The organism is Burkholderia sp. HI2500, assembly GCF_002223055.1.
GTDB lineage: Bacteria > Pseudomonadota > Gammaproteobacteria > Burkholderiales > Burkholderiaceae > Burkholderia.
Window position 1 is genome coordinate 13,544 of the sequence record NZ_NKFL01000006.1, and the last position, 26,361, is coordinate 39,904.

Here is a 26,361-nt window from a genome sequence, read left to right on the forward strand (position 1 = left end):
TCCTCTGAATCCTCTGATTTGGAATAGGTGGCGGCGCGAGGATCAGTCGCGGTACGCGACGCCCGGCAGCACGCACAGCAGCTCGTACGCGAGGTTCGCGCCGAGCAGCGCCGTGGTGCCGAACGGGTCGTACGGCGGCGCGACTTCGACGAGATCGCAGCCGACGATGTTCAGCCCCTTCGCGCCGCGGATGATCTCGAGCGCCTGCGGCACCGTGAGGCCCGCGATTTCCGGCGTGCCGGTGCCCGGCGCGTACGCCGGATCGATGCCGTCGATGTCGAAGCTGATGTAGACGGGCGTGTCGCCGACGCGTGCGCGCACTTCTTCCATCAGCGGCGCGAGCGACTTGTTCCAGCATTCCTCGGCCTGGACGACGCGGAAGCCCTGCTCGCGGCACCAGTCGAAATCCTCGGCGGCGTAGCCGGTGCCGCGCAGGCCGATCTGCGTGACCTTGTCGCCGTGCAGCAGGCCTTCCTCGACCGCGCGGCGGAACGGCGTGCCGTGCGCGATCTTTTCGCCCATCATCGTGTCGTTCACGTCGGCGTGTGCATCGACGTGGATCAATGCAACCTTGCCGTGCTTGCGGTGGATCGCGCGCAGGATCGGCAGCGCGATCGTATGGTCGCCGCCGAGCGTGATCGGCTTGCAGTCGTGCTCGAGGATCGCGTCGTACGCCGCTTCGATGCGCGCGATGGAATCGTGCAGGTTGTACGGATTGATCGCGACGTCGCCGATGTCGGCGATCTGCAGCGAATCGAACGGTGCGGCGCGCGTGGCCATGTTGTACGGGCGCAGCAGCACGGATTCGGTACGGATCTGGCGCGGGCCGAAGCGCGCGCCGGTGCGGTTGGAGGTGCCGAGATCGAACGGCACGCCGACGAAACAGGCGTCGAGGCCTTCGGCGCTCGCCACGTGCGGCAGGCGCATCATCGTCGCGATGCCGCCGCAGCGCGGCATTTCATTGCCGCCGAGCGGCTGGAAATGAGTGTGGTCGTTCATGGGGCTGTCTCTTCCGATGTGGGGTTGCCGTATCATGCGACGCGGCTTGACGCACAGTTTTACGCGCTCGGCCCGCAAAGAAGAATGCGAAGATATCGACGTAAACATCGATTTTCATCGATGTATGGAAGGGGATGAACGTGCTGGGGAATCTGTCGACCCTCGATCTGCGGTTGATCCGCGTATTTCTCGCGGTCACGGACGCGGGCGGCGTCTCGGCCGCGCAGGCCGTGCTGAACGTCGGCCAGTCGACGATCAGCGCGCAGCTTTCGTCGCTCGAGACGCGGCTCGGCTACCGTCTCTGCGAGCGCGGCCGTAGCGGTTTCCGGCTCACGCCGAAGGGCGAGCGGTTTCACGCGATGAGCCGCAAGCTGCTCGCCGCGCTTGACGAATTCGGGATGGCCGCGCGGCACATGGACCGCCAGCTGGTCGGTACATTGCACATCGGCCTGATCGGCCATACGCCTGTGAGCCAGAACGCGCGGATTGCCGAAGCGATCGCCGCGTTCCGCACCCGCGACGAGGCTGTGCGTTTCTCGATTTCCGTGCGCGCGCCGGGCGATCTCGAGGAGAAGCTGCTGAGCGACGAGATCCAGATCGCGGTCGGCTACTTCTGGCACCGGGTGCCGTCGCTGCACTACACGCCGCTGTTCATCGAGCGCCAGGTCGCGTACTGCGGGCGCGGCCATCCGCTGTTCGACGGCGCCGGCGCGCTGACGCCGGCCGATGTCGCGGGCTTCGAATGGGCGTGGCGCTCGTATCCGCTGCCCGAAGCGCAGATGTCGACGACGCCCGACCGCGTGACCGCGACCGCCGACAACATGGAGGCCGTCGCGCTGCTGATCCTGTCCGGCCACCACCTCGGCTACCTGCCGCAGCACTTCGCGGCGCCGTACGTCGCGCAGGGCCTGCTCGCGCCGCTCAATCCGGAGCAGCTGCGCTACGACGTGACGTTCCACATGGTCGTCGCGCGCAACGGGCGCGGCAATCCGCTCGTGGAAGCGTTTCTCGAGGATCTCGAACGCGCGCACCAGCCGCCCGACTTCGCATAGGCTGCCGGCCTCAACAATGTGGACGAGTGTTGCGGCGGCGCGGCCTGACGCGGCCCACATCGATCGGCGTCGACGTGACGAACCGGGCGACGGGATCGGCTTGTGCGTGGCGGCCACCACCGGCATCACGGCACCGGCAGCCCAGCGTCGTGCTTGACCTCGCGCAGCGACAGTGCCGATTCGATCGACGTCACGCCCGGCAGCATCCGCAGCGATTCGCGCAGGAACGTGCCGTAGTCGTCGAGGTCACGCGCCACGACCTGCAGCAGATAGTCGGCCGTGCCCGCCACGTTGTGGCACGCCAGGATCCGCTCGATGCCAAGGACTTCCCGCTCGAAGCGGTCGGCGGTCTTGCGATCGTGCGTCGCGAACCGCACGAGCACGAATGCGACGACACCGAAGCCGAGCGCCTGGCGTGACAACTGCGCGCGGTAGCGCTCGATGTAGCCGTCGTTTTCGAGACGCTTCAGGCGCCGCGCGCAAGGCGTCTCGGAAAGACCCACGGAATCGGCGAGGCGCGCGATCGGCAGGCGGCCGTCGCGCTGCACCGCGGCAAGGATGGCGCGGTCGGTTTTGTCGAGTTCGGTCATGTTGGCGGAATCCTTTTATGGATTGCATGATTGTGGCGGATTCCCCTACGGATCGCCAATCCTGAACCAAATATGGCCAATAATCCCTCGCCCTCTGGCGGCAATATATCGTCGTAAGAGGACAGGGGCGGACCATGATTTCCACGCATTTGCTGTTGATTTATCTCGCCGCGCTGGCGGCCATCTACGCGGTGCCGGGGCCCGACATGGCGCTGGTGCTGCAGACCAGCATCGGCCGCGGCGTGCGGCCGGGGATGGCGGCGGCGGCCGGCCTGTCGCTCGCGCGCACCGCGCACGTGACGCTGTCCGCCTGCGGCGTCGCGGCGCTGATTCGCAGCGCACCGTGGCTGTACGAAGTGATCCGCTACGGCGGCGCGCTCTATCTCGCCTATGTCGCGATCCAGGTGTTCCGCTCGCCCGTGTTCGCGCTCGGCGACGGCGATGCGGCGGCCTCGGCGGGCGAGCTGCGCCAGTCGTTCGTGAAGGGCCTGCTCACCAACCTGCTGAACCCGAAGGCGCTGCTGTTCTGTTCGGTGCTGCTGCCGCAGTTCGTGCGTCCCGAGGCCGGGCCGGTCGTGTTGCAGATGTTCGAGCTGGGCGCACTGCTGGTGGCGGCCGGCGTGTGCTTCGACCTCGCGTGCGTGTTCGGCGCGTCGCGGATCGCCGCGTGGATGCGCGCGCATCCGCTCGCGCAGACGGTGCAGCGCTGGACGTTTTCCGCGGCACTGATCGGCTTCGCGCTGCGCCTGTCGATGGACTGAGTGCCGATGCGGCGGCGCGCCGGCGCAGGTCGCGCGGCGCGTCGCCGCACTCGATGCAGGCCGTGCGCAACGCCGGCCCGTGCGTGCGCCCCGTCGCAGAAGGGCGTGCGCGCAAATCGTCTGACTGTTCTAAACTCCCTGTTACTTCGCGCTGCGCGAACCCGACCGACCGAACGGAACCGTCTCCCGCCGGCCCTGTCCGATTTCCTGGCTGTTCCGTGCAACGCGGTACCAAGGAGGGTCTGAACATGGCAAGGCATCTTCACGCCGACCGTGAACCCCGAATCGTCGCCGAGTCCAAGTGCCTCGGCCCGTGCGATCCGGCAGAACGCATCCACGTCACGATCATGTTGCGGCGGCAGGAAGAAGGGCAACTCGATACGCTGCTTCACCAGCTCGCCACCGGCGACGCGCAAGCGAAACCGGTGTCGCGCGCCACCTTCGCGCAACGCTTTTCCGCCAATCCCGACGATATTCGCAAGGCCGAGGACTTCGCGCATCGTCATCAGCTGACGGTCGATCGCGTCGATCCCGTTGAAAGCGTCGTCGTGCTGTCCGGCACGATCCAGCAGTTCGAAGCCGCGTTCAGCGTCAAGCTCGAGCGCTTCGAGCATCGGTCGATCGGCCAGTATCGCGGCCGCTCCGGCCCGATCGCGCTGCCCGACGATCTCGGCGATGCCGTCACGGCCGTGCTCGGCCTCGACAGCCGCCCGCAGGCACGGCCGCACTTCCGGCTGCGACCGCCGTTCAAGCCCGCGCGCGGCGGTGCGGCGGGCGTCACGTTCACCCCGATCCAGCTGGCCTCGCTGTACGGCTTCCCGGCCGGCGACGGCGCCGGGCAATGCATCGCGATCATCGAGCTCGGCGGCGGCTACCGCGCGGCCGACATCCAGCAATATTTCCGCGGGCTCGGCATCACGACGCCGCCGACGCTCGTCGACGTGAACGTCGGCACCGGCCGCAACACGCCCACCGGCGACCCGAGCGGCCCGGACGGCGAAGTCGCGCTCGACATCGAGATCGCCGGCGCGATCGCGCCGGCCGCGAAGATTGCCGTGTACTTCGCGCCGAACAGCGACGCGGGCTTCATCCAGGCCGTCAACGCGGCCGTCAGCGACACGACCAACAAGCCGTCGGTGATCTCGATCAGCTGGGGCGGGCCGGAAGCGATCTGGCAGGCGCAGTCCGCGCAGGCGTTCAACCGCGTGCTGCAGGCGGCGGCCGCGCAGGGCATCACGGTGTGCGCGGCATCGGGCGACAGCGGTTCGGGCGACGGGCTGCAGGACGGCGCCGATCATGTCGACTTCCCCGCATCGAGCCCGTACGTGCTCGGCTGCGGCGGCACGCAGCTCGACGCGCTGCCCGGGCAGGGCATCCGCAGCGAGGTCACGTGGAACGACGAGGCGGCCGGCGGCGGCGCGGGCGGGGGCGGCGTCAGCACGCTGTTCGACCTGCCGGCGTGGCAGCAGGGGCTGAAGCTCACGCGCGCCGACGGCAGCAGCGCACCGCTCGCGAAGCGGGGCGTGCCGGATGTGGCGGGCGACGCGTCGCCGCAGACGGGCTACGAAGTGTCGATCGCGGGCACGGCCACGGTGATGGGCGGCACGAGCGCGGTCGCGCCGCTGTGGGCCGCGTTGATTGCACGGATCAATGCGGCGGCGAGTGCGGCGGCGGGCGGTGCGACTGCCGGCTGGATCAATCCGGTGCTTTACAAGAATCCGGGTGCGCTGCGCGACATCACGCAAGGATCGAACGGTACGTACGCGGCCGCGCAGGGCTGGGATGCGTGCACGGGCCTCGGCAGCCCGAACGGCGCGCAGCTCGCCGCGATCCTGACGCGCAAGCCGTCGAGCTGACGGCCGCGTTACACGTCTTTCCGTATGGCGCGGGCTTCCTGTCCGCGCCTTTTTCTCACCTCCAGGAGCAGCACGATGGGCATCGATTCCGCATCTTCCGGCGGCGTGTATCCGCTGCATCACGGCGACCACAATTCGCATGGCGTGCCGCCGACCATCAACCCGGTCGCGCTGAGCCACGGCCGCGACCAGCCGTTCTTCGATCCGGTCGCGTACGGCAATGGTCCCGACGACTCGGTGACCGACACGACCGAGGCGGCCGCGATCACGCATCACACGATCCTGATCGACGGGAAGCGCATCGCGTACACGGCGACGGCCGGCCACCTCGTGACGGTCGACCCGAGCAGTTCGCAGCCGGCCGCGAAGCTCTTCTACGTCGCGTTCACGGCCGACGGCGCGAAGGAAGAAACGCGGCCCGTGACGTTCTTCTATAACGGCGGGCCGGGCTCGTCGTCGGTGTTCGTGCTGCTGGGCTCGTTCGCGCCGAAGCGCATCAAGACGTCGATGCCGGGGTTCACGCCGCCCGCGCCGTACCAGATGGAAGACAACCCGGACAGCATGATCGACCACAGCGACCTGGTGTTCATCAACCCGGTCGGCACCGGCTATTCGGCAGCCGTCGCGCCGAACAAGAATCGCAACTTCTGGGGCGTCGATCAGGATGCGGATTCGCTGAAGCAGTTCATCAAGCGCTACCTGACGAAAAACAACCGCTGGAATTCGCCGAAATACCTGTTCGGCGAATCCTATGGCACCGCGCGCAGCTGCGTGCTCGCGTACAAGCTGCACGAGGACGGCGTCGACCTGAACGGCATCACGCTGCAATCGTCGATCCTCGACTACCGGCAGGCCGGCAACCCGGTCGGCGCGCTGCCGACTGCCGCGGCCGATGCGTGGTATCACAAGAAACTCGGCGTCACGCCGGCACCGACCGATCTCGGCGCGTTCGTCGAGGAAGTCGCGCAGTTCGCGCGCACCGACTATCTGACCGCATTGCGCAACGTGCCGCATGCCGACCCCGCCGCCGTGAAGAAGCTGTCGCAATACACGGGCATCGACACGGCGACGCTGCAGACGTGGGGGCTCGACATTGCGGGTTACAACGCGCGCGGCAATTCGCTGTTCCTGACGACGTTGCTCCAGGCACAGGGGCTCGCGCTCGGTTCGTACGACGGCCGCGTGACCGGGATCTCGTCGGGCATCGCCGGCAAGATCGACCCGAACTCCGGCGGCAACGATCCGACGATGACGGCCGTGACGGGCGTCTATACGGCGATGTGGAACAGTTACCTGAACGAGCAGTTGAAGTTCACGTCGAGTTCCGCGTTCACCGACCTGAACGACCAGGCGTTCCAGAACTGGGATTTCCATCACACCGACCCGACCGGCGCGCAGCAAGGCATCGATGCGCAAGGGAACGTGATCCTCTACACGGCCGGCGACCTCGCGGCGGTGATGGCGTTGAACGTCGACCTGAAGGTGCTGTCGGCGAACGGCCTCTATGATTTCGTCACGCCGTTCTACCAGACCGTGATCGACCTGCAGCAGATGCCGCTCGAGGATCAGAAGGTGCGGCAGAACCTGTCCGCGCGTTTCTATCCGTCGGGGCACATGGTGTATCTCGACGGCGGCTCGCGCACCGCGCTCAAGCGCGATCTCGCGGCGATGTACGACGCGACGGTCAGCGATACGGGTGCGCGGATGCGGATTCGTGCGCTGCAGGCGACGAAGACGGGCGGGCACGCATAACGGTGCCCATCAGTAATACGCCGCGCGCAGCCAGGACGGTGCGCGCGGCGTTGTTTTTTTGCGTGGGCGGCCGGCTTACGCGGCCGGCCAGTCGAACATCGTGTACGGCAGCGCGCGCTTGTGGCGCGACGCGTCGTAGAAGCGCAGCACGGTTTCGTACACGTGGTCGGCGACGGGCTTGCCTTCGAGGAAATCGTCGATCTCGTCGTAGGTGACGCCGTACGCGTGCTCGTCGGGGCGCAGCGGGCGCAGTTCCTCGAGGTCGGCCGTCGGCACCTTCATCACGATCAGTTCGTCGCCGCCGAGCGCACGGGCCACCGCGCGCACGCGACGCTTGTTCAGCCCCGCGAGCGGCAGGATGTCCGCGCCGCCGTCACCGAACTTCGTGAAGAAACCCATCAGCGACTCGGCCGCGTGATCGGTGCCGATCACGATGCCGCGCCGCGCGCCGGCCACCGCGTACTGCGCGATCATGCGCTCGCGTGCCTTGACGTTGCCGTGCACAAAGTCCTGCTGGGCCGGCGTCTCGAACGCATGGCCGGACGCGACCAGCGCGCCGAGCATCGCGTCGGCGGCCGGCTTCACGTTGACGGTCAATTCCTCGTCCGCACGGACGAACGCGAGCGCGCGCTGTGCATCGGCTTCGTCGTTCTGCACGCCGTTCGGCAAGCGCATCGCGATGAAGCGGGCATCGTAGCCGCCGGCGCGCAGCTTTTCGACCGACAGCTGGGCGAGCCGGCCGGCCGTCGACGAATCGACGCCGCCGCTGATGCCGAGCACGTAGGTCCGCAGGCCGGTTGAACGAAGGTATTGCGCGAGGAACTCGACGCGGCGGGCGATTTCGGCCTCGGCGTCGAAGTGCGGGGCGACGTTCAGTTCGGCAATGATCGCGCGTTGGCGGCTGGCGTAATCGGCGGATGTCATGAAAGGAGTTCCGGAACGAAATCAAGGCGCCCATCATAAGCGCAATCGCGGCGCGGTGCCGCGCCAGGCGTGCGATCCGGCGATTTCGCGTTGCTTCGGCGAGACGGGCCGCATCGCCGTGGTGCACGGTGCGCCGGGCGGGTGCGACGATGCCGCGGAACGGGCGTTCGCGCGGCCGGTATTCGATGCGCGTGGCGGCTGGTGTGGGCGCGGCCGCATGGCGCCCCCACACGGTCGGCCGCGTCAGCGCCGCGCGAGCACGACGCCCACCAGCGCGAGCGCGAAGCCGGCGAGCTGGATCGCCGCGAGCGTTTCGCCGAACAGCCAGTAGCCCTGCAGCGCGGCCAGCGGCGGTGCGAGGAACAGCAGCGACGTCGCGCGTGCGGCGTTGCCGCGCCGCAGCATCCACATCAGCATCGTGACCGCGCCGCCGGACAGGAACACGACACCCCACACGAGCGACACCCACAGCGCCGGCGCGCCGATCCAGCGCGTCTCGTGCAGCAGCGCGACGAAGATGGCCGCGACGATGGCCGCACCGAAGTTCTGGATGGCCACCGCCGTGCGCAGGTCGCTCTGCGCGAGCTTGCCTTTCTGGTACAGCGAGCCGGCGGTGATCGACCCGACCGCGAGCACCGAGACGGCAACGACCAGCCACGCGGGCGCGGCGCCCGGCGGCGGCGCGACACCGCCCGTGACCTTCGGCGCCAGCACGAGCGCGACGCCGGCGAGGCCGAGCGCCATCCCGAACCAGCCGCGCGCCGGCAGGCGCTCGTTGAACAGCGGGACGGCGAGCACGGCGGTGGCGAGCGGCTGCAGTGCGCCGAGCAGCGCCATGACGCCGGCGTTCAGCCCTTGCGCGACGGCCCAGTAGCTCGCGCCGAGATAGACGCCCTGCAGCAGCGCGCCCGCGATCAGGTGGCGCGGCCATTCGCGCCGGGCCGGCCATGGCGCGCGCGAGACGAGCGCGACCGCGCCGAACAGCGCGGCGGTGCCCGCGAAGCGCGCGAGCAGGAACAGGTTGGGATCGGCGTAGGGCTTGATTGCCCGCGCAACGATGAAGCCGGTGGACCAGAGGGCGACGAAAGCGGCGGCGACGAGCGAGGTCAGCATGCGTGGCGGGCCGCGACGCGGCCGGACAGAATCGTGAAGTCGGCCAGTATCGGGGGAAGCGACGCGGGCGTCTTGTCGAATCCTGCACTCATGCCGCGTGCCGCGCAGGCGGCCGCCGGTGCCGGGAGAAGGCGGGGCGTCGCCCCGGGATGCGGAGTGAGCGTGAAGCCGCGGCGATCAGTCGATCGAGAACGTGTCGAGCGGCTGGTTGGCGCGTGCGTCGGTCGCGAAACGCGCGGCGAGCTGTTCGTAGAGCCGGCGGGCCTCGTCGAGCGTCAGGTCGATCCAGTACGGATCGCCGGCCGCGTCGTTGAGACGTTCGGGCGGAAACTGGATTTCGATCACACTGCCTTTGCGATACATGGCGCGAGCCCCTTTGCTTGGTCGGTCGTTCGGCGAAGCGCAAAGTGTAGCAACCGGCGCCGCGCCGATTCGCGCGCGTCAGGCAATACAGAATTTCGCTTTCGGGAAACGCGGCCCGGCGCGTTTCCCGCCGCAGTCAAATGCCGGTCAAACGGCCGTAATACAATGGTCGGCTTACCCATTACCAGTCGCCTCGGGCGCACACGCGATGCTGGCGGAACAACGTCATCAATTCATCCTGTCGGAACTCGGACGGTCGGGCGCATTGTCGGTCGCGGAACTCGTCCGCTCGCTCGACGTGTCGCGCGAGACCGTGCGGCGCGACCTGAACGCACTGGCCGCACGCGGCCTGCTCGTGATGACGCACGGCGGCGCGCTGGCCGCGGATCGCCGCGAGCCGAGCCTGTCCGAGCGCGAAGCCGCGAACGCGGAGGCGAAGCGCACGATCGGGCGGCGCGCGGCCGAGTTCGTGCCCGATGATGCGTCGGTGCTGATCGACTCGGGCAGTACGCCGCATGCGGTCGCGCTCGCGCTCGCCGACCGGCACCGGCTGTCGATCTACACGAACGACTGGCGCACCGCGTTCGTGCTCGCGCGGCGCAACGGCAACCGCGTGACGCTGCTCGGCGGCGAGCTGTCCGACGACGAGGACGCCACCTTCGGGCTCGACACGATCCAGCAGCTTGCGCAGTACCACGTCGATTTCGCGTTCGTCGGCGCCGGCGGCATCACGCCCGACGGCGAATGCACCGACTACTCGCGGCTCGCGGCCGAGGTGCGCAGCCGGATGATCGCGGCGGCCGGCACCGCGATGATCGTCGCCGACCATTCGAAATTCGGCCGCGTGACGCCGGTGCGGATCAACGGCACGGCGGCGGCCCGCTATCTCGTGACCGAGCGCGCGCCCGACAAGGCCGTGCGCCGCGCGCTGACCGCGCGCGGGATCGAGCTGCTCGTGTGCGACTGACGCGCGTCCGACATACAAGGTTCATCGAACCGTCATCCGCAGGGAAGAACTGCCGTCAAGACTGACCCATTCACCTCGACCGGCCGCCAGGCCAGGGAGCAACGAATGACCGTCAGCGTGCGCAGCTATCTTTCCCCCACCCTGGTCCTGCTGGCCTTCGACTGGCCCGATGCGGCGTCGCGTTCCGATTTCCTCGGCTTCGCGATCCGGCGCACGCCGGGGTTCTGGTCGGCCGACGGCAAGACGCGCGCGCCGGACAGCTGGCTGCCGAACCGCCTGACGTTCGATGGCCCGGCCGCACACACGCAGGGCGATGCGCCGACCGACCAGGCGCCGATCCAGAAATTCATGTGGTGGGATGCACGCATCGATCCGCAGGACCGCGGTGCGGCGTTCCGCTACGACGTGTATCCGGTCGTCGGCACGCCGGCGAACCTGCAGGTGCTCGACGTCCAAGCCGGCGTGTGCGACGTGGTGCTGCCCGCGCACATCGAGGACGGCATCGGCACGTGGTTCAACCGTGCGGTGGTCAGCTCGCAGGCCTTCGCGAGGCAGGTGGCGGCGCTGGGCCTCGCGCCGAATGCGGCGCCGAGCGCCGCGCAGGCGCTGAAGCTGCGCACGTGGCTCGCGAACGACATGGAGCAGGTGTTCGCGGAGATGCTCGACCCCGCGTCGCGCGCGGCGTCGGCCGTCTATCACCTGACCGACACGCTGTGGGCGCTGCCCGCGTTCGAAGCGTTCGGACGCCAGCACGGCGAAGCGTCGCTCGCGATCGTCTACGACGCGCACACGACGGCGCGCAAGGGCAAGCCGCCGCTGCCGTCGCCGAACCAGCCGGCCGTCGACGCGCTGCAGGGTCTCGCGACGCTCGCGCCGCGCGACAAGACGCACATCATGCACGACAAGTTCATCGTGACCGATGCGTCGGCGAATGCGGCGCCCTCGCGCGTGCTGACCGGTTCCGCGAATTTCACGACCGAAGGGCTCACGGAGCAGGCGAACGTGCTGCACGCATTCGATTCGCCCGCGCTCGCCGCGCTGTACAACGATCGCGCGCATGCGCTGGCCGGGAATCCGTCGATCGCGGAGACGGCGAAGCTGTCGCCGGGCTGGTCGGCACCGATGACGATCGGCAGCGCGCAGGTGCGGCTCGCGTTTTCGCCGGAGCCGGCGGGGCAGCGCACCGAGATCGACACGATCGTCGCCGCGATCGCGGCCGCGAAGCATTCGGTGTCGTTCTGCCTGTTCATGCCGACCGACGCGGCGCTGCGCGACGCGTGTTTCGCGGCCGGTGACCGCGGGCTGATGATGTTCGGGCTGGTGAACAAGATCAACGTCGGCAGCGCGACGAAGGCCGATGCCGGGCAGCAGGCCGGCCAGACGCTCGATGCGGCCACGCTCGCGAACCTCGAGCTGTACCACCGCAGCCGCGACAACCACGACGTGATCGATGCCCAGTATTTCTCGCCGGCCACCGTGCCGCAGGGTTTCGAGCCGGAATTACGGTTGTTTCCGGGGGAGCCGGCGCCGGCTTTTCCGCCCGTCGTGATCCATCACAAGTTCATCGTGATCGATGCGGAGGGCGCGAATCCGGTCGTCTATACGGGCTCGGCGAACATGAGCCGCAATTCCGAGCAGTTCAACGACGAGAACCTGCTCGAGATCCGTGATCAGCGGATCGCGGCGATCTATCTCGCGGAATTCCTGCGGCTGTACGAGCACTACCGCGCGCGGGCACTGGCGATCCATGCGAAGCAGCACGGCACGGACGGGGGCACGGGCGCGCATGCGCGACTCGCGCTTGCACCCGATTCGAGCTGGGCGAAGAAGTACTACGTGGCGGGAAGCCCGGAAGAGAAGGCGAGGATCGCACTGGCGTCGACCGCGCCGACGGATTGACCCACGAGAGAAGGCCGGGCGCGGATGTCGCGCGCCCGGCCTGAGTCCGGCAGGGAAACCGGCTGCCGCCGCCGCTTACGCGGCGACGTAGCGCAGCACGGCGTCGGCGATCGTGTCGCGGTGCCGCGCGCGCAGGCGCGGCGCCGACGGATCGCGGCCGAATGCGGCGCCGAACGTGTAACGGTTCGACACGCGGTGGAAGCAGAACGAGCTGATCAGCAGGTGCAGGTCGAATGCGTCGATGTCCTTGCGGAACGCGCCGCTCGCCGCGCCGCGCTCGACCAGTTCCTCGAGCGTCTTGATGATGCTGACGTTGCGGTTCTTGAACGACTTGAGCTGTTCGAGATACTTCGCGCCGTGGATGTTCTCGATCGACACGAGGCGAACGAAGTCGCGATGCTTGTCGTGATAGTCGAACGTGAATTCGACGAGGCGGCGCATGCCCTCGCGCGGCTCCATGTCGCCGACGTGCAGCTCCTGCTCGAGCGCGCGGATGTCGCCGTACACCTTCTCCAGCACGGCTTCGTACAAGCCTTCCTTGCTTTCGAAGTAGTAGTAGAGCATCCGCTTCGTCGTGTTCGTGCGCTCGGCGATGGCATCGACGCGTGCGCCGGCGAGGCCCATCGCAGAGAATTCCTGCGTGGCGACGTCGAGGATGTTGCGCTTGGTTTGCTCGGGATCGTATTTGCGCCGCGCATCGGACGGAAGCGCGCGGGGGTCGGACGTGGCGGCCTTGCTTCCTGCTTTCATGTGGCTTTATTGTGGCTTCGGCGGCTTGGAAAAGCCATTCTAGCATGTGGGAAATTCCCGCCCGGCCGACCTTCCGCTCTAATCGACGGGGCGGTTTCGGCCGCCGTGGCCGCCGCTCAGCGGCGGCAGGACGCGAGCGCGTCGCGGGCCTGGTACGCCGTGTACGTGAGCTGGGCGGCAGCGAGGCCCGCCAGCCCGAACGTGCGCGTGAGCCCGAACGCGTTGAAGCCTTCCGGCACCGGCCGGCCTTCGGCCAGCGTGGCCGCGAGCACTTCGCCGGCCACCGTGGTCGGCGCCATCCCGTGGCCGCCGAACGCGATCGTGTGCCACACGCCGTCCGCGTCGCGGCCGATCTGCGGCATCTTGTGCCGCGCATAGCTCATCAGCCCGCCCCACGCGTAGTCGACCTTCACGCCTTCCAGTTGCGGATACACGCGCAGCAGGTCGCGCCGCAGCAGGCGCGCGATCGCGTCGGGGCCGCGGTCGAGCACGGAGATCCGGCCGCCCCACAGGATGCGCGTGTCCTTCAGCGGACGGTAATAGTCGAACGCGAAACGCGTGTCGTAGATCGCGTACGGCGCGTCGATCGCGTCCGGCAGGCGCGCGCCGAGCGGTTCGGTCGCGATCACGTAGGTCGCGATCGGCAGCACCGCGCGCTCGATGCGCGGCGACACGCCGCGCGCGTAGCCGCCGCCGGCGAACACGACGTCCTTCGCGCGCACCGTGCCCTGCGCCGTGCGCACGACGTACCCGGCGCCTTCGCGCGCGATGCCGAGCGCGGCCGAGCGTTCGTACACCCGCGCACCGCCGCGCGACGCGGCCGCCGCGACGCCGAGCACGTACTTGAGCGGATGGAAGTGGAAGGCGTTCGGCTCGAACAGGCCGCCGTAGTAGCGCTGCGTCTTCAGCCGCTTGCGCAGCGCGTCCGTCGAAACGGGTTCCCAGTCGACGCCGAGTTCGTCCTTCATCAGCGTGCGCACGCTGTCGAGCCGGGACGGATCGTCGAACCAGTTCGCGAGCATCACGCCCTGGTCGACGATGTCGCAGTCGATGCCATAGCGCGCGATCCGTGCGCGGATCAGGTCGACCGCGTCGACGGTGAGCCGGTACAGCCGGCGCCCTTCGTCGCGGCCGAGCGTGCGCAGCAGGTCGGCGTTGTCGAGGCTGTAGCCGCCGAAGACGAAGCCGCCGTTGCGGCCCGATGCGCCGAAGCCGACGCGTTCGCTGTCGAGCACGACGACGTCATGCACGCCGCGCTCGACGAGGCCGAGCGCCGTGCACAGGCCGGCGAGGCCGCCGCCGACGATGCAGACCTGCGTGTCGATCGTGCCGGTCAGTTGCGGGTAGGGCTGGCGGGTAACGGTGGCTTCGTAGAAGTTCTGCATGCGATTTCGTTGACTCTTGACGGCGGAAAAACAGACGGCGCGCGTCGATCTTGCCTGAACGTGCGCGCCGCGTCGAATAGGGGTTGTCTGGGCACCGGCCGCCGCACTCGCATGGCGGCCGGTGCGATCCGGATTGATCCAGGCCGATCCGCGCGATCAGGCGCCCGGCGTCGGGTTGGCCGGACGGGCGCCGTAGCTCGCGTAGCCGGTTTCAGCTTGGCGGGCGGGCTCGGGCGTCGCGTTGCGTTCGATCCAGGGAGCGATCTCCATGTCTTCGTAGCGCACGAGACGGCATTTGCGCACGATCGCGTAGCCGAGCCAGATCGCGAGGAAGAACGGCAGGCCGATGTAGGTCGCGGCGACGCCGACCCAGTCGATCTTGTCGGAGAGGAACGCCTGGTAGTCCTGGCCGAGCGCGATCACCGCGCACAGCGCGAACGCGAACAGCGGGCCGAACGGGAACCACTTCGACCGGTACGGCAACTGGTCGAGCCGGTAGCCCTGCTTCAGGAAGCCCTTGCGGAAGCGGTAGTGGCTGACCGCGATGCCGAGCCACGTGATGAAGCCGGCCATGCCCGACGTGTTCAGCAGCCACAGGTACACGGTCTTGTCGCCATACAGCGACGTGAGGAAGCACAAGGCGCCGACGGCCGTCGTCGCATACAGCGCATTGCGCGGCACGCCGCCGCGCGACAGCTTCGCGAAGATCTTCGGCGCACGGCCTTCGACCGCGAGGTTGTAGAGCATTCGCGTCGATGCATACATGCCCGAGTTGCCGGCCGACAGCACGGCCGTCAGGATCACCGCGTTCATCACGCCGGCGGCGAATGCGAGGCCCGCGTGGCGGAACACGAGCGTGAACGGGCTCACGCCGATGTCGGTCACGTCGCTCTTCAGCAGGCTCGGGTCGGTGTAGGGAATCAGCACGCCGATCACGAAGATCGCCAGCACGTAGAACAGCAGGATGCGCCAGAAGATCTGGCTCACCGCACGCGGGATCGTCGTGCGCGGGTTTTCCGATTCGCCGGCGGCGACCCCGATCATCTCGGTGCCCTGGAACGAGAAGCCCGCGATCATCGCGACGCCGAGCATCGTCGCCCAGCCGCCGGCGAACGGCGCGTCGCCGATCGTGAAGTTGCCCCAGCCCGCGCTCGGGCCGCCCTGCATGATCCCGAAGATCATCAGCAGGCCGACGCCGACGAACGCGAGCACCGTCAGCACCTTGATCAGCGCGAACCAGTATTCGGCTTCGCCGAAGCCGCGCACCGACAGCGCGTTGAGCGCGAAGATCAGCGTGAGGAACAGCGCGCTCCACCAGACGCCCGGTACATGCGGGAACCAGTAGTTCATCACGAGCTGCCCGGCGACGAGCTCCACGGCCAATGTCACGGCCCAGCTGTACCAGTAGTTCCAGCCGAGCGCGAAGCCGAAGCCTTCGTCGACGAACTTCGCGCCGTAGGTCGCGAACGAGCCCGACACCGGCATGAACGCGGCCATCTCGCCGAGGCTCGTCATCAGGAAATAGACCATCAGGCCGATCACCATGTACGCGAGCATGGCTCCGCCGGGGCCGGCCTGCGAGATCGACGCGCCGGACGCGACGAACAGGCCCGTGCCGATCGAGCCGCCGATGGCGATCATCCGCAGATGGCGTGCCTGCAGCGCGCGGTGGAGGGACGGCTTCGCGGGCGGCGAGCCGGAGGGGCGGGGCGAATCGGGGCGGGCATCTGAATGCATGGCGGGCGCTGGGCGCTGTCTCCGGGATTGTATTTTCGGTGACGAAGCGCGACGCGTTGCCGGCAGCGGTGATGCGGTGCTGAAACGGGCCGGGTGAGCGGGCCGCGATGCGTGTCGCCTTCGTCTGTCGTCCGGCAGCCGTGATGGCGGCCGGCGGCGCGCCGGGTGCGGTGCACCCCGACGTCGCAACGATTGTGTGTGCCCCGTGCACGGGCGGCAAACGATATTTCCGAATAGGGTGATGCGGGATTGTCATCAACTTGCGTCGTACCGCGATGCGTCCGATGGCCCCGCCACGGGCTTTGGAAACGTCCCGTGTCGGCGCCCAAACGCATCCGGTCGATCCGTCGAGGTATTGCGTTTTCGGAATGAAGTCGTGAGTTAATATCAATAGCGGCCCGACTTGTGGCCACCGACAATGTGTTTCATGGATCGTGCCCTGCGAGGCGGGAGCGCGCCGTCCGGCGGGCTTCCGGCGGCGGCGCGGCGCGATGCGCCCGACGGCGCACCGGGCCTGCCGCGCGGCGCATCCGCTTGCACAGGGCGCGCGAACGCGCTCCAATCGAATCACGTGGGCGGCGTTGCCGCCGCACCGATCAATCTGTCCCTGAAGAGGAAGTGATGCAATTCAACGACATTCTTGCCGCGCTCGACATCGATCTCGCCCAGTGGAAAGGCAATGCGCTGACCGCGCGTTCGCCGCTCGACGGCGCGACGCTCGCGACGCTGGCCGTCGACACGCCCGCCGACGCCGAGCGCAAGATCGACGCCGCGCACGACGCATTCCTCAAGTGGCGCACGGTGCCGGCACCGGTGCGCGGCGAACTCGTGCGCGTGTTCGGCAACGTGCTGCGCGAGCACAAGGCCGAACTCGGCCGCCTCGTCACGCTCGAAGCCGGCAAGATCACGTCGGAAGGCCTCGGCGAAGTGCAGGAAATGATCGACATCTGCGATTTCGCGGTCGGTCTGTCGCGCCAGCTTTACGGCCTCACGATCGCCTCGGAGCGCCCGGGCCACCGGATGATGGAAACGTGGCACCCGATCGGCGTGTGCGGCGTGATCTCGGCGTTCAACTTCCCGGTCGCCGTGTGGGCATGGAACGCGGCGCTCGCATTCGTGTGCGGCGATTCGGTCGTGTGGAAGCCGTCCGAGAAGACGCCGCTGACCGCGATCGCATGCCACGTGCTGCTGCAGAAGGCGATCCGCGAATTCGAGAAGACCCACCCGGGCGTCGCGCCGGCGGAACTGAGCCAGCTGGTGCTCGGCATGCGCGATGTCGGCGAGGTGCTGACGGCATCGAAGAAGGTGCCGGTCGTGAGCGCGACGGGCAGCGTGCGGATGGGCCAGGAAGTCGCGAAGGTGCTGAGCCAGCGTCTTGCGCGCGGCATCCTCGAACTCGGCGGCAACAACGGGATGATCGTCGCGCCGAGCGCCGATCTGGATCTCGTGGTGCGCGCGGTCACGTTCGCTGCGGTCGGCACGGCCGGCCAGCGCTGCACGACGCTGCGCCGCCTGATCGTGCATCGCAGCCTGGTCGAGCAGCTGCTGCCGCGCATCGAGAAGGCCTACGCGTCGGTGAAGGTCGGCAACCCGCTTGAAGAAGGCACGCTGGTCGGTCCGCTGGTCGATCGCGCGTCGTTCGATGCGATGCAGAAGGCGCTGGGCGATGCACGCGAGCAGGGCGGCGAAGTGAAGGGCGGCGAGCGCGTCGACGTCGGTCACGCGGATGCGTACTACGTGCGTCCGGCCATCGTGCGGATGCCGAAGCAATCGGCGGTGGTCGAGCGCGAGACGTTCGCACCGATCCTGTACGTGATGGTCTACGACAACTTCGACGACGCGATCGAACTGCACAACGCGGTGCCGCAAGGCCTGTCGTCGGCGATCTTCACGAACGACATGCGCGAGGCCGAGCAGTTCATGTCGGCAGCGGGCAGCGACTGCGGGATCGTCAACGTGAACATCGGCACGAGCGGCGCGGAGATCGGCGGCGCGTTCGGCGGCGAGAAGGAAACGGGCGGCGGCCGCGAGTCGGGTTCGGATGCGTGGAAGGCTTACATGCGCCGCGCGACGAACACGATCAACTACAGCCGTCAGTTGCCGCTGGCGCAGGGCGTGAAGTTCGACGTTTGATGCGGGGCGCCCGGGAGGGCGCTGCGTAGAAGGAGAAAGGGCCGGCTGCCGCGTTGCGGTGCCGGCCCTTTATGTTTGGAGCGGGGAATACGGTATCGTGCGCGTAGGCGTCGATTGGGGCGATTGGCGCGGGTGATTAATCGATGACCGGCCGGGAACGCGTATGGGCGACACGTCGACAGACTCTTTCTCGGGCAAAACGGATCAGCCGACCCCGGTTGATGGTACCGAGATCGTGAACGGAAAAGAGCTTCTCGAGAGACTGGCGATGTTGTCGCCGGTCGGGATGCAAGTCTATGCGTCTTCGTGTTTGCGTCGCTATTGCGACGCAAACGGGTTTTCGCACGCGGCCATCGACGCGCTTCTCGCTCATCTCGATTCCATCGCTGTCGCCGGAAGCTTGCCCGAGTGGGAGTACAGCGGAGCTTTGCTCGAACTCAACGGCAGAGGCGATCCCGTTCCGGCAGGAATCGAATCGGCACTGCCGGAGGGCGAGTTGCAAAGATTCATGACGTTGGTCGAAGCCGTCGTCGAAGTCGGGATCGTCGATTTGTACGGCACGAGAACCGATCAGCCGCTGGCCTTTCTTCGCAAGGCCATCGCCGTCCTGGAGCAGGGCGGGATTCCCTTGCCGCCATTGACGAATGCGTCGGGTTGATCGGCATCCGGCCGAATACCGGCAAACCAACCGCAGGCGAGCGGGACGATATCGCGAACCTTCGCACCGCCTGCGGACAGCTCGCCTAGCGTGAATGCGCGCGGCGCGGAACGTGAATCACTGCTCCGCCGCCGGCATGTTCTGCACGACCAGCATCTGCGGGCTCGACAGCGTGATGCCCGCCGCGCGCAACTGCTTCAGGATCTCGAACAGCAGGTCGCTCTTCGTCGAGCCGGCGATCCGCGGGCTCGACACGTAGCCCGTCACGCTCAGCGTGATGCCGTCCGGCGTGAGCTGGCTGAACGTGACCGACGGCGCCGGCTTCTCGAGAATCGCCGCATGCGAGCGATAGGCTTCGAGCAGCAGGTCGCGCACCTGCTCGGGATCGGTGTTCAGCGGGAACGTCAGCACCAGCGTCGCGACGCCCTGCGTGCTGTTGCCCATCGTCACGTTGCGCAGGTTCTGCGAGATCAGTTGCGAGTTCGGCACGATCACGGTCGAGCGATCGCTGAGCTGGATCTCGGTCGCGCGCACGTTGATGCGGCGGATGTCGCCTTCGACGCCCGCGATGCTGATCATGTCGCCCACCTTCACCGGGCGCTCGGTCAACAGGATCAGCCCCGACACGAAGTTCTTCACGATCTCCTGCAGGCCGAAACCGATACCCACCGACAACGCACTGACGATCCACGCGAGGTTGTTCCACCGGACGCCGAGCAGCCCGAGCGTCATCAGCACGAGCAGCACGTAGCCGACGTTGGTGAACAGCGTGATCAGCGACACGCGCATCCCGGTATCCATGCCGAGCGCGGGCATGAACTCGCTGTCGAGCCAGCGGCGCAGCGAGCGCAGCAGGTAGAAGCCGATCGCGAACCCGATCACGGCGTTCATGATCCGGTCGGGCATGATGTTCAGGCTCTGCAGCCGCTGGCTGCCGATCATCGCGACTGCACTGTCCATCAGGTCGCCCGGCGTCGTGCCGAAGCCGCCCGTCAGCAGCGCGATGGCCGCGATCAGCATCAGCAGGCTCGTGCCGAAGCCGGACAGGACCGTGCGAGCCTGATCGAGGTGACGATCCTCGAGTGCGAACAGGTGCTTGATCTGCTGGCCCGTCGTCAGGCTCGACGAGAACAGGCTTTCGCTCGCGTCACGCGTCAACTGGATCAGGATGTAGGTGGCGCCCAGCACGATCTCGAACCACACGAGCTCGTAGGTAATGAAGCGCGCGACCGTGATGTAGCCGATCAGGAGCGCGATCAGGGTCGCGATGATGGCGAGCGTGACGGCGGCATGGATCAGCCCGGCGAGCGTCGAGCGCTGCTCGGGCGCTTCGCCGGCAGCCGCGAGCGCGCTGCGCGCGCGGTTCGAGCGCAGCAACGATGCACCGACCGTCACCGCGACGACGAGCGACACGATCCCGCGGCCGAACAGCGTGACCGACAGGCTGGTGTCGACGATCCGGTTGATCGATTCGAGCGTGCCGGATACCAGCAGCAGCGCGGCCAGGATGCCGGGGAACGGCTTCATCGCGAGCGCGACCGGATCGGCGAGCGCGGGCAGGCGCCACGACGGATGCTTCGTGCAGAGCAGCGCACGGCCGAGTCCGGCGATCAGGGCGCAGGTCGCGGCAAGCTTCGCGAACTGGTCCCACAGATCGTTCAGCGCCGGCGTGAGGTCGTAATGGCGCGCGACGGCGAGGTAAAAGATCTGGACGGCAATGGCGGTTGCCAGCAGCGTCGACAGCGCGGTCGACAACGCCAGCGCGCTGCGGCGCAAACGCGTGGCCGGCAGGCGGTTCACGCAGAACCACGCGAGCCCGCGCTCGATGAGCCGGCGGCCGCCCAACCATGCCGCGAACGCGGCAACCAGCAGCACCACCGTGATCGCCTTTTGCCCGGGCACCCACGACGAGCGCAGCATGTCGAGCATTTCTTCGTCGAAATCCCCGAGCCGCTGGGTGTCGTCCGGCGAAAGATGGAACAGCGGCAGCCAGAACTGCGCGCTGAAAATGCCGCCCGAACGGAACGCGAGCTGGTTCTTCAGCAGGCCGCGATGCAGCTTCGCGAACTGCTCGTTCAGGTTCGTGAGGCTGGCCTTCTGGTCGGCGGCCTGCTTCAGCGCTGCATCGAGCTGCGTCTTGCGCGCGTTCAGCGTGGCCCGTTGCTTCGCGACGGCCGGCGTTTCCGGCGCGGCGCCTTCCGCAGGCGCGGGGCCGAGCACGTCGAGCTGCCCCTGGATCTGCGCACGCTGCGGCACGAGATCGCTCTGCAGCTTCTCGACATCGGTGCTCAGCTCCTGCGTCGAGTCGCTGAGCCCGTCCAGCTCCTTGCTGTTGGACGCGGTCGAGGTCTGTTGCTTGATGCGGTCGAGTTCGGCCTGCATCTGCTTGAGCTGCGCGACCGCGTCGTTCAGCGAGATGGCCGGGACGGGCGCGCCGACGCCGCTCGCGTTCGGGGCCGAGGCGGCCGCCGGAAACGCCGACGCGGTCGCGATCGCCGCGAACTGCAGCAGCGCGATCAGGGCGATCCGCCGAGCGTAGGTGGATAGTCGTTGTATGAACATGGAATGCTTACGATTTGCCGACAATACCGGTCGCCGAAAGGCGCCCGGAAGCCGGTGGTTGGCCCGGTAGCATGTTACCGGGGTGTGGAACGCGTGGTTGTACCGATTGGGTCCCCCGTTTGTGGTGATTCCGGTGGTGCGTGCCCGCGCGAAACGGCGCACCAGGCCCGGACGGTGGGGCCGGCGCCGCCGCGATGTGACGCCGGATAGCCGTTCCGGCGCGTTTCTCGTACCCGACAGACGGTTACGCAAGTTACACAATATCTGACGCAAAAATGGGGTATCCGAAGCGGTTCGGCGGCCGGGGGCTGCACGTCATCGCGTTCGGGATATCGGGGCCGGGGTGCGCTCGCACCGGACGGACCTGCCGGTACAATGCAGCGATTCGCCCGACGGCGGCTCGCGGGTCGCCGGACAACAACACGACACGATCAGGAGACGCGCCCACGATGGCCTCAACGGACAGCCTTTCGCAGGCACCTGCCCAATCCCCACCCGTCGACCCCGGCTCCATTTCGGCCCGCCTGGATCGCCTGCCGCCCACCCGCACCGTCTGGAAGCTCGTCGTCCTGCTGAGCCTCGGCTTCTTCTTCGAGCTCTACGACCTGCTCTATAGCGGCTACGTCGCCCCCGGCCTCGTGAAAGGCGGAATCCTGTCGGCAACGACGCACGGCCTGTTCGGCACCACGGGCGTCGCGAGCTTCATCGCCGCGCTGTTCTCCGGGCTCTTCATCGGCACGATCGCGTGCGGCTTCCTCGCCGACCGTTTCGGCCGCCGCGCGATCTTCACGTGGTCACTGCTGTGGTACACGGCCGCCAACGTCGTGATGGCGTTCCAGGACACCGCCGCCGGGCTGAACTTCTGGCGCTTCGTCGTCGGTCTCGGCCTCGGCGTCGAGATGGTGACGATCGGCACGTACATCTCCGAGCTCGTCCCGAAGCAGATCCGCGGCCGCGCATTCGCGTGCGAGCAGGCGGTCGGGTTCGTCGCGGTGCCGGTGGTCGCGTTCCTCGCGTACCTGCTCGTGCCGCACGCCCCGTTCGGCCTCGACGGCTGGCGCTGGGTCGTGCTGATCGGCGCGCACGGCGCGCTGTTCGTATGGTGGATTCGCCGCGAACTGCCGGAAAGCCCGCGCTGGCTCGCGCAGCAGGGCCGGGTCGAAGAAGCTGACCGCATCATGCGTGCGCTCGAGGCGAAGGTCGAAGCCGAATACGGCCGGCCGCTGCCGCCGCCCGCGCCTGCCGAGCCCGTGCCGCCGCGCGGCAGCTTCCGCGACATGTGGGTGCAGCCATATCGCAGCCGCACGATCATGATGACGATCTTCAACGTGTTCCAGACGGTCGGCTTCTACGGCTTCGCGAACTGGGTGCCGACGCTGTTGATCAAGCAGGGCATCACCATCACGTCGAGCCTGATGTATTCGAGCGTGATCGCGCTCGCCGCGCCGATCGGCCCGCTGATCGGTCTCGTGATCGCCGACCGCTTCGAGCGCAAGTCGGTGATCGTCGCGATGGCGGCGGCGATCGTCGTCTGTGGGCTGCTGTTCAGCCAGACGACGGTGGGTGCATTCCTGATCGTGCTCGGCATCGGCCTCACGCTCGCCAGCAACATCATGTCGTACAGCTTCCACGCGTATCAGGCCGAGCTGTTCCCGACGTCGATCCGCGCACGGGCCGTCGGCTTCGTCTATTCGTGGAGCCGCTTCTCGGCGATCTTCTCGTCGTTCGTGATCGCGGCGGTGCTGAAGGGATTCGGCACGTTCGGCGTGTTCGCGTTCATCGCGGGCGCGATGGTGATCGTGATGGCCGCGATCGGGTTCATGGGGCCGCGCACGAAGGGCATCGCGCTCGAAACCATCTCGAAGTAACCGGTGGTTGCGCACGCATGTCGCACGGTTCGTGCGGCGTGCGTGCGTGCGTGTGATGCGATGGCGATTGCATCGCGCTTACGGCATGTACCGCGTATCTGGAGTGATCTGGCATCCGAATTGATTTGAAGACCCAGTCGTGCCTTGGCGAATCACACCGCTTCCTGTATCGATCGCGCACGCCCAATAAATCAGACTGCCACGTAACGAACAAGCAAGCGGCAACGAGTTGAAACAAAGCGTGACGAAGCGCAAAACCGCGACGTTCGCCCCTGCCGATTCTTGCTCGGACGCGTAGAATGAAGGGCCTGACGACTCATTAGCCGCCATCGGACCGACCGCGTTGCAACAGCGAACGGCTCCGCCGCGAAGAGGCGTCGGCGCCGGGCGCACACGATGCGCCGGACGTGTCGATGGCTTGCGCGGAAGATGCGCCGCCCGCAACAGCAGCATGCGGCGGCCGGATCGGCCGATGGCTTCGAACGTATGATGCCTTTCAGCTTCACGCGGCGATTTGCGAAGCCGCGTTGCCTTGCCCGTGTCGCCGCTGCGTGTATCGGGATCGCCGCGGCACTGCCGATCTCCATGCTCGTCGAGCGGCCTGCCTTGGCGGCGTCCGACGCATCGGCGCCCGTCGCTACGTCATCCTCATCAGTCGAGTCACCCGCATCGGCAGCTTCTCGGGCGCATCCCGCTTCGGCGGCGCATGCATCGTCGGGTGCGTCGGCGGCCAGGCCCGCGCCTGCCGCATCACACGTGCATCCCGTGGAGCCTGCCAGCCCGGCGTCGGGCGCAGCGAATGCATCGGGCGCATCCGCACCTTCCGCAGCTTCCGCCGCCGCACCTGCATCGGCCGCTTCCGCTGCGGCCGCCAGCGAAGCCGAGCCACCCGCACCGACACCGCCGCGCCAGCATCCTCCCCTGTCGGCCGAAGAGGCAAAAGATGCGACGGCGCGCGCGATCGACATGCGCAAGCGCTTCACGCAGGAAGTCACGCGGCGCCTGAACGTGCCCGCAAGTGAGCAACGCGCGTACGGCGAGCGTCTCCAGAAAGCGCTCGTCGATGCGAACCTCGGCGACCTCGCCGGCGAATACATCGCGATGGTCGACCGCGCGCCGAACGTCCAGGCGCTGTTCATCTACTTCCGCGCGACGCCGGCCAACGCGTGGATGATGATTGGCGCATCGCCGGTCGGCACCGGGCTGCCGGGCACGTACGACCATTTCCTGACGCCGCTCGGCGTGTTCCATCACTCGCCGGACAACATGGATTTCCGCGCGGAAGGCACGACGAACGAGAACGGCATTCGCGGCTATGGGCACCGCGACATGCGCATCTACGACTTCGGCTGGGTGGACGGCGAGCGTGGGTGGGGCAAGGGCGGCGTGTCGCCGATGCGCTTCCAGATGCATGCGACCGATCCCGATCGCCTCGAAGCGCTGCTGGGCATCCGGCACTCGAAAGGGTGCGTGCGCATTCCCGCCTCGCTGAATACGTTCTTCGACCAGCACGGCCTGCTCGACGACGACTACCAGGCACGCGTCGAGGCCGGCAAGTCGCTGTGGGTGCTGCGTCGCGATCGCGACATCACGCCGATCGCGGGCCGCTACCTGGTCGTGATCGACAGCGCACGCAAGACGCGGCCGGCATGGTCGCCGTTGCCGGGGCGCAAAGCGTGGTCGAAGCTGCCGAAGGGCGGCGACACGGCGGATTGACGGCCGGCGAGGCGGGCACGGGAGCGATCCGGATGAGAATAAATCCGTTTTATTGAACCATAATAAAAGCAAACTTTTATTATCCGATCCGGGTTCGTATAGTCGAGGCCAGTTTCGCGGAACCCTGCCGCGCCTGGACCACCACCGATCACACGACCCGATGAAAACTCTCTACAAGCTCGCCCCGCTCGCGATGCTCGGCGCCTTCGCGACGCATGCCTGTGCGCAAAGCAGCATCACGCTGTACGGTCTCATCTCGGCCGGTGTCGGGTTCGCGACCAACCAGGGCGGCAAGAACGCCTGGCAGGCGCTGTCCGGCACGAACCAGAACCCGCGCTGGGGGCTGAAGGGCAAGGAGGATCTCGGGCAGGGGCTGTCCGCGGTCTTCCAGCTGGAGAACGGCTTCAACGTGATGACCGGCACGGCCGCGCAGAACGGCCGCGAGTTCGGGCGGATGGCCTACGTCGGCCTCGCCGACCGCACCTACGGCTCGCTGACGTTCGGCCGCCAGTACGATGCGATCCACGACTACATCGGGCCGGTGATCATCGCGAGCAACGGCGTGAACATCGGCGACAACGACAACGGCTACAACGACATCCGCGTGCAGAACTCGGTGAAGTACGTGAGCCCCGTCTACTACGGCCTGAAATTCACCGCGCTGTACGGCTTCAGCAACGCGACCGGCTTCGCGAACAACAGCGCATACAGCTTCGGGCTCGGCTACGAGCAGGGCCCGCTGCGCTGGAGCGTGGTCTACGCGCAGTACAACCATCCGTACAGCGCGACGAACCAGGACGGCGCGATCGCGAACGACTATGCGTCGCCGCTGTTGATCTTCAGCAAGAGCGCGATGTCGCCGGCGGCTTACGCGAGCCGGCAGCGGATCGCGGGCACGGGCGGCTTCTACACGATCGGCCGCGCGCAGTTCGCGGCGATGTTTACCGACGTGCGCTACGATTACCTCGACAATTCGCACCTGCACCTGCAGAACCTCGGCGTGAACGTCGTCTACACGATGACGCCGCAACTCTTCCTCGGCGCCGCGTATGCGTTCACGAACGGCAAGTACGACGTGATCGACAAGCGGCCGAAATGGCACCAGGTGAACCTGCAGGCCGATTACTTCCTGTCGAAACGCACCGACGTCGCGCTGACGGTGATCGCGCAGCAGGCGGCCGGCGACGCGGACCATGCGCAGATCTTCGCGTACGCACGGTCGACCGGCACGCGCCAGATGATGGCGACGCTCGGCGTCCGGCATGTTTTCTGAGCG

The 26,361-nt window shown here is 67.5% G+C and carries 20 protein-coding genes; 11 read left to right on the forward strand and 9 right to left on the reverse strand.

Features of this window, described 5'->3' with window-relative positions; translation table 11 throughout:
• Positions 1-42 precede the first annotated feature (42 nt).
• A complete protein-coding gene (gene speB / locus CFB45_RS17825) occupies positions 43-999 on the reverse strand; it encodes an agmatinase (protein WP_011353980.1) in 957 nt (318 codons plus the stop codon).
• A 140-nt stretch (positions 1,000-1,139) separates the two neighbouring features.
• Here speB and CFB45_RS17830 point away from each other — a divergent pair, with 140 nt between their 5' ends.
• Entirely contained in the window at positions 1,140-2,051 is a 912-nt protein-coding gene (locus tag CFB45_RS17830; protein ID WP_089429028.1) for a LysR family transcriptional regulator, read from the forward strand.
• 125 nt (positions 2,052-2,176) lie between these two features.
• Here the strand turns inward: CFB45_RS17830 and CFB45_RS17835 are convergent, their stop codons facing one another.
• Positions 2,177-2,641: an Lrp/AsnC family transcriptional regulator gene (locus tag CFB45_RS17835; protein ID WP_046549763.1), complete on the reverse strand. Its 465-nt coding sequence runs from the start codon at positions 2,639-2,641 to the stop codon at positions 2,177-2,179.
• A gap of 134 nt (positions 2,642-2,775) precedes the next feature.
• On the opposite strand from CFB45_RS17835, the gene CFB45_RS17840 reads away from it, so the two are divergent.
• From CFB45_RS17840 to CFB45_RS17850, 3 genes are all read left to right on the forward strand, one after another.
• Positions 2,776-3,402 carry a LysE family translocator gene (locus CFB45_RS17840; RefSeq protein ID WP_043180813.1) on the forward strand — a complete coding sequence of 209 codons (627 nt, stop codon included), beginning with the start codon at positions 2,776-2,778 and terminating at the stop codon, positions 3,400-3,402.
• A gap of 248 nt (positions 3,403-3,650) precedes the next feature.
• Entirely contained in the window at positions 3,651-5,258 is a 1,608-nt protein-coding gene (locus CFB45_RS17845) for a S53 family peptidase (protein ID WP_089426690.1), read from the forward strand.
• A gap of 75 nt (positions 5,259-5,333) precedes the next feature.
• Positions 5,334-7,010: a S10 family peptidase gene (locus CFB45_RS17850; protein ID WP_089426691.1), complete on the forward strand. Its 1,677-nt coding sequence runs from the start codon at positions 5,334-5,336 to the stop codon at positions 7,008-7,010.
• Between the two features lie 75 nt (positions 7,011-7,085).
• Here CFB45_RS17850 and nadE read toward each other — a convergent pair whose 3' ends face one another.
• The 3 genes from nadE to CFB45_RS17865 all read right to left on the reverse strand — a co-directional run bounded on the left by nadE (position 7,086) and on the right by CFB45_RS17865 (position 9,410).
• A complete protein-coding gene (gene nadE / locus CFB45_RS17855) occupies positions 7,086-7,934 on the reverse strand; it encodes an ammonia-dependent NAD(+) synthetase (protein WP_089426692.1) in 849 nt (282 codons plus the stop codon).
• A gap of 243 nt (positions 7,935-8,177) precedes the next feature.
• Positions 8,178-9,047, reverse strand: coding sequence for a DMT family transporter (locus tag CFB45_RS17860; protein WP_089426693.1), 870 nt, complete (start codon positions 9,045-9,047; stop codon positions 8,178-8,180).
• Positions 9,048-9,224: 177 nt separating this feature from the next.
• Positions 9,225-9,410: a hypothetical protein gene (locus CFB45_RS17865; RefSeq protein WP_006480515.1), complete on the reverse strand. Its 186-nt coding sequence runs from the start codon at positions 9,408-9,410 to the stop codon at positions 9,225-9,227.
• A 208-nt stretch (positions 9,411-9,618) separates the two neighbouring features.
• On the opposite strand from CFB45_RS17865, the gene CFB45_RS17870 reads away from it, so the two are divergent.
• On the forward strand, positions 9,619-10,377 hold the full coding sequence (locus tag CFB45_RS17870) for a DeoR/GlpR family DNA-binding transcription regulator (protein ID WP_039339705.1): 759 nt from the start codon (positions 9,619-9,621) through the stop codon (positions 10,375-10,377).
• Positions 10,378-10,482: 105 nt separating this feature from the next.
• Positions 10,483-12,276: a phospholipase D-like domain-containing protein gene (locus CFB45_RS17875; RefSeq protein WP_089426694.1), complete on the forward strand. Its 1,794-nt coding sequence runs from the start codon at positions 10,483-10,485 to the stop codon at positions 12,274-12,276.
• Between the two features lie 75 nt (positions 12,277-12,351).
• Here the strand turns inward: CFB45_RS17875 and CFB45_RS17880 are convergent, their stop codons facing one another.
• The 3 genes from CFB45_RS17880 to CFB45_RS17890 all read right to left on the reverse strand — a co-directional run bounded on the left by CFB45_RS17880 (position 12,352) and on the right by CFB45_RS17890 (position 16,148).
• A complete protein-coding gene (locus CFB45_RS17880; RefSeq protein WP_089426695.1) occupies positions 12,352-13,026 on the reverse strand; it encodes a TetR family transcriptional regulator in 675 nt (224 codons plus the stop codon).
• 116 nt (positions 13,027-13,142) lie between these two features.
• Positions 13,143-14,411 carry an NAD(P)/FAD-dependent oxidoreductase gene (locus tag CFB45_RS17885; RefSeq protein WP_089426696.1) on the reverse strand — a complete coding sequence of 423 codons (1,269 nt, stop codon included), beginning with the start codon at positions 14,409-14,411 and terminating at the stop codon, positions 13,143-13,145.
• A 156-nt stretch (positions 14,412-14,567) separates the two neighbouring features.
• The gene (locus CFB45_RS17890; protein WP_089426697.1) at positions 14,568-16,148 is read right to left on the reverse strand and encodes an amino acid permease; all 1,581 of its coding nucleotides are present in this window, start codon (positions 16,146-16,148) and stop codon (positions 14,568-14,570) included.
• A gap of 621 nt (positions 16,149-16,769) precedes the next feature.
• Between CFB45_RS17890 and amaB the strand changes: the two genes are divergently transcribed.
• Both amaB and CFB45_RS17905 read left to right on the forward strand, forming a co-directional pair.
• Positions 16,770-18,281 (forward strand): L-piperidine-6-carboxylate dehydrogenase, encoded by a 1,512-nt coding sequence (gene amaB / locus CFB45_RS17900; protein WP_069252500.1) that lies wholly within the window; start codon positions 16,770-16,772, stop codon positions 18,279-18,281.
• A gap of 163 nt (positions 18,282-18,444) precedes the next feature.
• Complete coding sequence (locus CFB45_RS17905) at positions 18,445-18,939, forward strand: hypothetical protein (protein ID WP_089426699.1); 495 nt, start codon at positions 18,445-18,447, stop codon at positions 18,937-18,939.
• Positions 18,940-19,056: 117 nt separating this feature from the next.
• On the opposite strand, the gene CFB45_RS17910 is transcribed toward CFB45_RS17905, so the two are convergent.
• Positions 19,057-21,501: a DUF3772 domain-containing protein gene (locus CFB45_RS17910; RefSeq protein ID WP_089426700.1), complete on the reverse strand. Its 2,445-nt coding sequence runs from the start codon at positions 21,499-21,501 to the stop codon at positions 19,057-19,059.
• Between the two features lie 449 nt (positions 21,502-21,950).
• Between CFB45_RS17910 and CFB45_RS17920 the strand changes: the two genes are divergently transcribed.
• From CFB45_RS17920 to CFB45_RS17930, 3 genes are all read left to right on the forward strand, one after another.
• Complete coding sequence (locus tag CFB45_RS17920; protein WP_089426702.1) at positions 21,951-23,369, forward strand: MFS transporter; 1,419 nt, start codon at positions 21,951-21,953, stop codon at positions 23,367-23,369.
• A gap of 396 nt (positions 23,370-23,765) precedes the next feature.
• Entirely contained in the window at positions 23,766-25,085 is a 1,320-nt protein-coding gene (locus tag CFB45_RS17925; RefSeq protein WP_089426703.1) for a hypothetical protein, read from the forward strand.
• A 160-nt stretch (positions 25,086-25,245) separates the two neighbouring features.
• Positions 25,246-26,358 (forward strand): porin, encoded by a 1,113-nt coding sequence (locus tag CFB45_RS17930; protein WP_089426704.1) that lies wholly within the window; start codon positions 25,246-25,248, stop codon positions 26,356-26,358.
• Positions 26,359-26,361: the final 3 nt, after the last annotated feature.

Excerpts from the sequence above, each read along its gene's own strand:
- speB (WP_011353980.1), bottom strand. The coding sequence starts at position 999 with ATGAACGACCACACTCATTTCCAGCCGCTCGGCGGCAATGAAATGCCG.
- CFB45_RS17835 (WP_046549763.1), bottom strand. The coding sequence starts at position 2,641 with ATGACCGAACTCGACAAAACCGACCGCGCCATCCTTGCCGCGGTGCAG.
- CFB45_RS17840 (WP_043180813.1), top strand. The coding sequence starts at position 2,776 with ATGATTTCCACGCATTTGCTGTTGATTTATCTCGCCGCGCTGGCGGCC.
- CFB45_RS17845 (WP_089426690.1), top strand. The coding sequence starts at position 3,651 with ATGGCAAGGCATCTTCACGCCGACCGTGAACCCCGAATCGTCGCCGAG.
- CFB45_RS17850 (WP_089426691.1), top strand. The coding sequence starts at position 5,334 with ATGGGCATCGATTCCGCATCTTCCGGCGGCGTGTATCCGCTGCATCAC.
- nadE (WP_089426692.1), bottom strand. The coding sequence starts at position 7,934 with ATGACATCCGCCGATTACGCCAGCCGCCAACGCGCGATCATTGCCGAA.
- CFB45_RS17860 (WP_089426693.1), bottom strand. The coding sequence starts at position 9,047 with ATGCTGACCTCGCTCGTCGCCGCCGCTTTCGTCGCCCTCTGGTCCACC.
- CFB45_RS17865 (WP_006480515.1), bottom strand. The coding sequence starts at position 9,410 with ATGTATCGCAAAGGCAGTGTGATCGAAATCCAGTTTCCGCCCGAACGT.
- CFB45_RS17870 (WP_039339705.1), top strand. The coding sequence starts at position 9,619 with ATGCTGGCGGAACAACGTCATCAATTCATCCTGTCGGAACTCGGACGG.
- CFB45_RS17875 (WP_089426694.1), top strand. The coding sequence starts at position 10,483 with ATGACCGTCAGCGTGCGCAGCTATCTTTCCCCCACCCTGGTCCTGCTG.
- CFB45_RS17880 (WP_089426695.1), bottom strand. The coding sequence starts at position 13,026 with ATGAAAGCAGGAAGCAAGGCCGCCACGTCCGACCCCCGCGCGCTTCCG.
- CFB45_RS17885 (WP_089426696.1), bottom strand. The coding sequence starts at position 14,411 with ATGCAGAACTTCTACGAAGCCACCGTTACCCGCCAGCCCTACCCGCAA.
- CFB45_RS17890 (WP_089426697.1), bottom strand. The coding sequence starts at position 16,148 with ATGCATTCAGATGCCCGCCCCGATTCGCCCCGCCCCTCCGGCTCGCCG.
- amaB (WP_069252500.1), top strand. The coding sequence starts at position 16,770 with ATGCAATTCAACGACATTCTTGCCGCGCTCGACATCGATCTCGCCCAG.
- CFB45_RS17905 (WP_089426699.1), top strand. The coding sequence starts at position 18,445 with ATGGGCGACACGTCGACAGACTCTTTCTCGGGCAAAACGGATCAGCCG.
- CFB45_RS17910 (WP_089426700.1), bottom strand. The coding sequence starts at position 21,501 with ATGTTCATACAACGACTATCCACCTACGCTCGGCGGATCGCCCTGATC.
- CFB45_RS17920 (WP_089426702.1), top strand. The coding sequence starts at position 21,951 with ATGGCCTCAACGGACAGCCTTTCGCAGGCACCTGCCCAATCCCCACCC.
- CFB45_RS17925 (WP_089426703.1), top strand. The coding sequence starts at position 23,766 with ATGCGCCGGACGTGTCGATGGCTTGCGCGGAAGATGCGCCGCCCGCAA.
- CFB45_RS17930 (WP_089426704.1), top strand. The coding sequence starts at position 25,246 with ATGAAAACTCTCTACAAGCTCGCCCCGCTCGCGATGCTCGGCGCCTTC.